Here is an 8,201-nt window from a genome sequence, read left to right as displayed (position 1 = left end):
CTCGTGATGCATCAGGTTATGGTCGTATCATTCGAAATGAAGCGAACTTAGTTGAAAAAATCGTAGAACAAAAAGATGCTTCTGAGTCTGAGCTTTTGATTAATGAGTTCAATACCGGTACTTATTGCTTTGACAATGAATTTTTATTTGAGGCATTGACACAAGTTGGTAACAATAACGCTCAAGGCGAATATTATTTACCTGACGTTATTAGTATCTTGAAAAATAAAGGGGAAGTTGTGACGGCTTTTGTTATGGACTCTGAAGATGAATCCATGGGAGTTAACGACCGTGTTGCTCTAGCTAAGGCCAGTCAGTTAATGACTGAACGTATTAATAAAGAACACATGAAAAATGGTGTAACGTTTATTGACCCTGCTAATACCTATATTGAAAGTGATGTTGTTATTGGCTCTGATACAATTATTGAACCTGGTGTTTACTTACGTGGTAAAACTGTTATCGGCTCAAAATGCCACATTGGGGCTCATTCTAATATCTTTAACAGTAAAATTGGTGATAATGTCGTGATTCATTCATCTACTATTGAAGAATCCATTATTAACAATGGTGCTGATATCGGACCTTATGCCCACTTACGTCCAAATGCTGAGATTGGTGAAGGTGCACATATTGGTAACTTTGTTGAAATTAAAAAAGCCACTATCGGAAACAATACAAAAGTTGGTCATTTAACTTATGTTGGTGACGCTACTTTAGGCGAAGACATTAATGTTGGGTGTGGCACTGTTTTTGTTAATTATGATGGAAAAAATAAATTCCATACAACTATTGGGGATCACAGCTTTATTGGCAGTGGTACCAATTTAGTTGCACCACTCACTATTGGGCGTAACGCCGCGACTGCTGCCGGCTCGACCATTACAGAAGATGTACCAGATGGTGATTTAGGTATTGCCCGTGGTCGTCAATCAAATTTAGAGGGTTATGCGAAAAAAATGCCATATAACGAATAAAAAGACCTGAAATCACTTGATTTATTCGTAAAAAATGACTACTATTTAATTGGAAGTATAAATCGGAGTTTATAAAAAGAAAGTGGAGGTCCTCATGTCTAATCATTACTTTGATCCAAGACTAAAAATCTTTTCCTTAAATTCAAACAAACCTTTGGCTAAAAAAATTGCCGATGCTGTTGGTGTAGAATTAGGAAAATCAGAAGTGAAACAATTCAGTGACGGTGAAATCCAAATCAACATTGAGCAAAGTATTCGTGGAGGTCACGTCTACTTAATCCAATCAACAAGCAATCCTGTTAATGATCATCTAATGGAATTACTTATCATGATTGATGCGCTAAAACGCGCAAGTGCTCAAACTATTAACGTAGTTATGCCTTACTACGGTTACGCTCGTCAAGATCGTAAAGCACGTTCTCGTGAACCGATTACAGCTAAGTTAGTAGCAAATATGTTAGAAAAAGCAGGAGCAACTCGTCTATTGGCTTTAGACTTACATGCTTCTCAAATTCAAGGTTTCTTCGATGTCCCTGTTGACCATTTAATGGCAGCACCTTTACTTGCTGATTATTTCATCGAACGTGGTTACGAAGGAGACGATGTCGTCGTTGTTTCTCCAGATCATGGTGGCGTTACTCGTGCACGTAAATTGGCTGAAAAATTAAAATCACCTATCGCGATTATCGACAAACGCCGACCTAAAGCGAATGTTGCAGAAGTAATGAATATCATTGGGGAAGTAAAAGGTAAAAGATGCGTTCTTATTGATGACATGATTGATACTGCTGGTACAATCACTTTAGCTGCTGAAGCTCTAAGAGAAAAAGGCGCAACTGAAGTTGTTGCTTGTTGTACTCACCCTGTTTTATCAGGTCCAGCCATTGAGAGAATTGATAATTCTTCTATTGAAAAATTAATCATCACTGACTCTATTTTATTACCTGAAGAAAAACATTCAGATAAAATTGAAATTGTTAGTGTTGGAGAATTAATGGGAGATGCCATTAAACGTATTCATGAAAACAAACCTGTTAGTCCACTTTTTGAGACAAAACAAAAATAATAAAAAAGGAGATTGTCATTTTTTAGATGACAATCTCCTTTTTATTAGTCTTTTTTTATTTCTTTCTTGTTTTGCTCAATCAATAAATCACGAATATCTTGTAAGATATCTTCTGATGTTTCTGGTTCTACTACTTCTTCTTCCACTCCTTTTTTAGGAATAATGTTATTAGCTTTGTTCACCGCTTTAATAATTAAGAATAAAACAAAGGCGGTAATTAAAAAAGTAATAATAGCAGAAATCACAGCGCCATAGTCGAATTTTACGCCATTCACAACAAAATTTAAACCTTTTGTTGCATCCTCAACATTCTTTGTACCAGGAAAAATAAAACTAATAATTAACGTAATTAAAGGTGTAATCACATTTTCGGTCAATTTAGTTACAATTCCTGTAAAAGCTCCCCCAATAATAACACCAACAGCTAAATCTAACACACTTCCTCGTGAAATAAACTCCTTGAATTCTTTTAACACAAATATCTCCCCCTTGTACTTGAAATTATACAAAAGTTTTTTTTTAATTGCATCATTTTTGATTTGACACATGAAATATTTGTAATATATGATATGATATTGTAAAGAATAATAAATAAACAGATATTTTTACCCAATACTTAATCTTTTATTAAAATTTCTTTTTTTCGTTTAAAATCTAGCGTTTTCCTGTCAAATCGTTCAGATTTTTGGTACTCTAGTGAGGTGTATTTCATTTTTCAACAAAATGAGACTCATCTGATCAGCAAAGGAGATTAGATCTATGACTTTTGAATTAAATAAAAACGTGAATTTACACGTGATTCCAACTAATAAATATAAAACAGTGCGCATTTTAGTCCGTTTTGCTGCGCCTTTAAACAAAGATACAAGTAGCAAACGTTCTTTACTTGCTAGTCTTATGGAGACAAATAGTTTAAATTATCCTGACCAAGTAGCCCTTAGCAAAAAATTATCCGAACTTTATGGTGCGGGTTTTGGTATAGGTGTGAGTCGAAATGGTAACGAACACTATTTTACTTTAGCTTTAAATATAATTAACGATGATCTAGTTCCAAGTGGTACGTCTGTTTTAGAGGCTGCTGTGGACTTTTTAAAAGAAATTATTTTTTCACCTAATATTATTCATGGCTCTTTTGAACAAGAAACTTTTAATCGTGAACAAGAAAACTTAATCGAATATATTGAGTCCATCTTTGATGATAAGCAAACCTATGCTTCTCTTTCACTTCAAAATTTATTCTTTTCTCAATCAAGTAGCCAAAGAACACCTAGTTTTGGTGATGTTGAAACAATCAAAAAAGAAACAGCCGCAACACTTGCTAGTTACTATAAAGAAATGATTGATAATGACCGTGTTGATATTTTGGTCATTGGTAATGTGGCAGAAGGTTATGTTAATCGCTGTTTTAAAGATTTTGGTTTTAGTGATCGTGACGCTTTTTCAGTGCCGCTATTCTATCAACCACCGTTTCAAAATGTGATTCAACAAAAAACTGAGATTTTACCAGTCGTTCAATCAAAATTAAATATTGCCTACCATTGTGATATTTATTATTATGACGATCTGTATTTTGCTTTGATGATTTTTAATGGCTTATTTGGAGGCTTCCCACATTCTAAGCTGTTTTTAAATGTCCGTGAAAAACATAGTTTGGCTTATTACGCTAGTAGTGCTTTAGAGCCTTTTAGAGGCCTTGTAGCTGTCCAAACAGGCATTGACGGCAATAATCGTGAAAAGGTGCTACGTTTAATTAATGACCAACTTAAAGAACTTGTTGCCGGTAAGATTAGTGACGAGTCCCTTGAGCAGACTAAAGTTATGCTCAAAAATCAATATCTGTTAGGTCTTGATAGCCAACGCGGTTTACTTGAGCAGGCTTATTTAAAAATCAAAGTCCCTGTAGCTGATATTACACAGGAAGAATGGTTGCGACGTATTGACGCTGTAACAATCAATGATATTCAAGCTGTAGCTAAACGTGTTCGTTTGCAAGCTGTTTACTTTATGGAAGGAGAAAGAAATTAATGATGAAAAAGATTTTTTATCCTTCAGTTAATGAAACACTGTATACAGGCGTATTAGATAATGGTTTAGAGGTTACCTTACTGCCTAAGCCAGATTTCCATAAAACTTATGGCTTATTTACAACTAATTACGGCTCAATTGACAATGAATTTGTTCCACTTGGACAAAACGATTTTACCAAAGTGCCTGATGGGATTGCTCACTTTTTAGAGCATAAATTATTTGAAAAAGAAGATGAAGACGTGTTCCAAAAGTTTGGACGACAAGGCGCTGCTAGTAATGCCTTCACTAGCTTTACTCGTACGAGTTACCTTTTTTCAAGTACTGATAATACCCTTCAAAATATTAAGACGTTACTAGATTTTGTACAAGACCCTTATTTTACTGAGGAGTCTGTTAATAAAGAAAAAGGCATTATTGGACAAGAAATCCAAATGTATTTAGATGACCCAAATTGGCGTTTATACTTTGGTATCTTAAATAATTTATATCCGAAACATCCACTACATATTGATATTGCTGGAACGGAAGAGAGTATTTCTCACATAACAGCAGAGGATTTATACCTTTGCTATAACACGTTTTATCATCCAAGTAATATGAATTTATTTATTGTTGGGAAAATGGAACCTGAGGAATTAATTAAATTTATTGAGGAAAACCAAGCTCAAAAAGAATTCGTTGAAAGCCAACCAATTCCAAGACGTTTTCCTGTTGAAAATGCTAAAGATATTGTTAAAGAAGCTCAAATCAACCTTTCAGTGAACCGACCTAAAGCTATTGTTGGGCTAAAAGGTCTAGATGATGTTCCTGAGGATGGTTTTGAACGCCTTAAATATCAGACAAGCATTCAGTTACTACTACAATTGCTGTTTGGGGATACCTCAGAGAGTTATTTAGCTATGTACAATGAGGGGTTAATTGATGACTCCTTCTCATTTGAATTTACGTTAGATCGCAGTTTCCATTTTGCTGATTTTAGCACAGACACTGCTGAACCAGAACGTTTTGCTAATCAAATGATTAACTTGATTTTAAAATCAAAAGATAGCAACGAATTAACTGAGCGCAATTTGAATTTAGCTAAACGTAAAATGATGGGTAAACATTTAAAATCTCTTGATTCACTTGAATACATTGCTAACCAATTTAGTGGGACTAAGTTTGGAAATGCGACTCTTTTTGATTTAGCCGAAATCATTGATGGCATTGAATTAAGTGATTTACTAGCTGCCCAAGAAGCTTTTGTTCGCCCTGAAGGTTTAAGTCGTTTCTTTATTTATCCTAAATAAGAAGTTCGGTCTATGGTCTAATTGGCAACATCAACAAAATTTTGTATAGTACATTATTGAGGAGTACTTATTGACGCATATAACAAAGAAACTATTAATTATTGATAAAACTATCGTTCTTCACATTTATATGTAAAGAACCTCTAGTAGACTTGGAAAGAAGGGGCGAAGACTTGGAAACGATTGGTGAAAAATTGAAAGCTGCTCGGCTTGACCGCGGCTTAACAATCGGTGATTTACAACGAATAACAAAAATACAACGACGCTACTTAGAAGCTATTGAAGATAATGATTTTGACGCCATGCCTAGTGATTACTATAAACGCACCTTTATTAGGCAATTTGCTGAAGCGGTTGGTTTAAACCCAAAACCTCTTCTAAGACGTCTTGATGGAAAAACTGAACAGAGTGACCTAACAAACAGTACTGCTCATTCTATCCCTGTTAAAGGATCTAGAAAGACAAAATATAATGAAACAAACACTAAAAAAACACTAATAAGATCTTATATGCCTGTGACTATGCTTGTTCTTGTTGTCATGGGAATTATTGGCACAATTAGTTACGCCATTTTTATCGATTCAGAAAAAGGACCTATTGTCCCAATGCCTAACAAAACAACGTCCTTAGCAACACCTGAAACAACTAAACACTCTAGTAGTCAAAAATCAGAAGAAAGCACTGAGCAGTCGGAAATTGACTCTACTGAAGCATCTAAAGAAACTAAGAAAAATGACAAAAAGAAAAAGAAACAAAAAGAATTTGTCTTAGAAACGGATACTGGCGACTTTGTTTCTTATACTGCTAAGAGCATTGAAAAGCCGATTAAAGTTACTTTTAAAGGCTTAGAAGGACCTGCGTGGGTTGGTCTACAATCCCCAATTACACAAGAGATATTCTATCAATATACACTACAACCTGGTGAAGAAGTCTCAGAGGTAGCACCTGAGGATTTAGATAATTTAGATATTGTGATTGGTGCAGCGACTAATGTTGAAATCAGTGTTAACGGAGAAAAACTTAATTTTAATGAAAAAACTCCCACAACTGGCAAAAAAATGATAACATTAAAGACAGAGGAATCAAATTTGGATTCTACTACAAATACAAATGAACAGAAAGAGGTATATGAATAAATGAATCTACCTAATAAACTAACTGTCTTGCGAATTTTTATGATTCCAGTCTTTATTATTATTGCTGTAGCACCACTTGATTGGGGGACTATCACTCTTTTAGGAACATCTTTAGAAGTGACGCAATTAGTTGCGGCTATTATATTTGCTGTTGCTAGTGTAACGGACTGGTTAGATGGCTACATTGCTCGTCGTGATAACTTAGTTACTAACTTTGGTAAGTTTGCTGATCCTTTAGCTGATAAAATGCTTGTTATGACAGCTTTTATCGTTTTAGTTGAGCAAGGGAAAGCTGCTGCATGGATTGTCGCAATTATTGTCTGTCGTGAATTAGCCGTGACTGGTTTACGTTTACTACTTGTTGAAGGTGGCGAAGTAATGGCTGCAGCATGGCCAGGTAAAATAAAAACAGCTACTCAAATGGTAGCCATCATTTTACTTTTAATTAACAATATTCCATTTGCTAGTTTCAACTTACCACTTGACCAAATTATGCTTTATACTTGTTTAATCTTCACTATTTATTCAGGTGTTGATTATTTTGCTAAAAATAAAGACGTTTTTAAAGATTCTATGTAAAATCAAGGGACTTTTCCTTGATTTTTTTTATTTTTATGATTAAAGTAAGACTATGTTTTATATACTATATGTTAAAGGAATGAAAAATGATGACTTCTATGTTTAAATCAATTCAAAAACACGCTCTACTAAGGAGTGTTGCTTATGTATTACTCGGAATTGCAATTTTTTTAGAACCAAAATCTGTTTCTCAAATGATTTTAAATTTAATTGTTGCTTATAATGTGTTGATGGGAATTTTTAACTTAATAACAGCTCTTAGAAATAAAAATAAAGGCTATAATTCAGCAACTCCAATGGCTATTTTTTATTTTATTGTCGCTCTTTTAATTTTCCTATTTGCTAAGACACTTGTCGCTTCTCTACCATTTCTTTTAGGTTTGATGATTATTATTGGTGGTGGAATGCGTTTATCACAATCACTTAGTCTAAGACAATATGTTAACGTAAATTGGTTGCCAATGTTTGTCTATGGAGCCGTTTTAATTGGTGCTGGTATTTTACTTGTGATTAATCCGTTTAAAAGCGCCATGGTTTTCTTCCAAGTTTTTGGTGTAACCTTAATTATTGCTGGTATTTCAGAACTCATCGCTTTTATTCGTTTTAGAAATTTTGATATGTAATCTTTTTAAAGTCCTCACTCTTTGATTCATTTAATGAGTGAGGACTCTTTTTTAACTACTAATACTGGAGGAAATACAAATAAATCATATAACCATCATGCTATATGTCACCGACGTGGAACATTCTGCTGATTTTTGGTCTCAGGGCTTTAAAATTAGTCATATTGAAACAATCGAACTACCTAAGGGGTTTATTTCAGTTAAACTGACACTTTTAAACCAGGTGACATTACAACTGTTTTCTAAAGATTTTATTGCTGAATTTTCACCTGAAGTTCTCACGAATACACCGTCACTGCTACTTCAAACAAGTGAGATTGACAAACAACATACTGCTCTTAAAGAAATAAGCCCTATGGTTAGTGATATTTCAGAAGTTACTGGTAAGAAACAATTTTATTTTGCAGATTTAGATGAGCACTATTTCGCAGTAATTGAAGGGTATTAAATACTAAATAAAAAACTCGATTTTCATTTTCTGAATGACAGACATGAAAATCGAG

9 protein-coding genes are annotated in these 8,201 nt (G+C 34.1%); 8 read left to right on the top strand and 1 reads right to left on the bottom strand.

Annotation, left to right across the window (positions count from 1 at the left end):
- Together glmU and RR554_RS05260 are read left to right on the top strand one after the other, a co-directional pair.
- The coding region (gene glmU / locus RR554_RS05265; protein WP_332467556.1) for a bifunctional UDP-N-acetylglucosamine diphosphorylase/glucosamine-1-phosphate N-acetyltransferase GlmU at positions 1–977 on the top strand (977 nt) is incomplete at its 5' end.
- Between the two features lie 94 nt (positions 978–1,071).
- Positions 1,072–2,043 (top strand): ribose-phosphate diphosphokinase, encoded by a 972-nt coding sequence (locus RR554_RS05260; protein ID WP_332463069.1) that lies wholly within the window; start codon positions 1,072–1,074, stop codon positions 2,041–2,043.
- Positions 2,044–2,087: 44 nt separating this feature from the next.
- On the opposite strand, the gene mscL is transcribed toward RR554_RS05260, so the two are convergent.
- On the bottom strand, positions 2,088–2,519 hold the full coding sequence (mscL, locus tag RR554_RS05255) for a large conductance mechanosensitive channel protein MscL (RefSeq protein ID WP_332467555.1): 432 nt from the start codon (positions 2,517–2,519) through the stop codon (positions 2,088–2,090).
- A 283-nt stretch (positions 2,520–2,802) separates the two neighbouring features.
- Here mscL and yfmF point away from each other — a divergent pair, with 283 nt between their 5' ends.
- From yfmF to RR554_RS05225, 6 genes are all read left to right on the top strand, one after another.
- Entirely contained in the window at positions 2,803–4,068 is a 1,266-nt protein-coding gene (gene yfmF, locus RR554_RS05250) for an EF-P 5-aminopentanol modification-associated protein YfmF (RefSeq protein ID WP_332467554.1), read from the top strand.
- A gap of 2 nt (positions 4,069–4,070) precedes the next feature.
- The gene (gene yfmH, locus RR554_RS05245) at positions 4,071–5,360 is read left to right on the top strand and encodes an EF-P 5-aminopentanol modification-associated protein YfmH (protein ID WP_443081211.1); all 1,290 of its coding nucleotides are present in this window, start codon (positions 4,071–4,073) and stop codon (positions 5,358–5,360) included.
- A 173-nt stretch (positions 5,361–5,533) separates the two neighbouring features.
- Positions 5,534–6,496 (top strand): RodZ domain-containing protein, encoded by a 963-nt coding sequence (locus RR554_RS05240; RefSeq protein WP_332463073.1) that lies wholly within the window; start codon positions 5,534–5,536, stop codon positions 6,494–6,496.
- On the top strand, positions 6,497–7,075 hold the full coding sequence (pgsA, locus tag RR554_RS05235) for a CDP-diacylglycerol--glycerol-3-phosphate 3-phosphatidyltransferase (protein WP_332463074.1): 579 nt from the start codon (positions 6,497–6,499) through the stop codon (positions 7,073–7,075).
- Positions 7,076–7,173: 98 nt separating this feature from the next.
- A complete protein-coding gene (locus tag RR554_RS05230) occupies positions 7,174–7,698 on the top strand; it encodes an HdeD family acid-resistance protein (RefSeq protein WP_332467553.1) in 525 nt (174 codons plus the stop codon).
- Positions 7,699–7,759: 61 nt separating this feature from the next.
- A complete protein-coding gene (locus RR554_RS05225) occupies positions 7,760–8,146 on the top strand; it encodes a VOC family protein (protein WP_332467564.1) in 387 nt (128 codons plus the stop codon).
- Positions 8,147–8,201 lie beyond the last annotated feature (55 nt).

Origin of the sequence: Vagococcus sp. (assembly GCF_036639995.1) — a bacterium.
GTDB lineage: Bacteria > Bacillota > Bacilli > Lactobacillales > Vagococcaceae > Vagococcus.
This window is presented reverse-complemented; position numbering and strand designations above follow the sequence as displayed.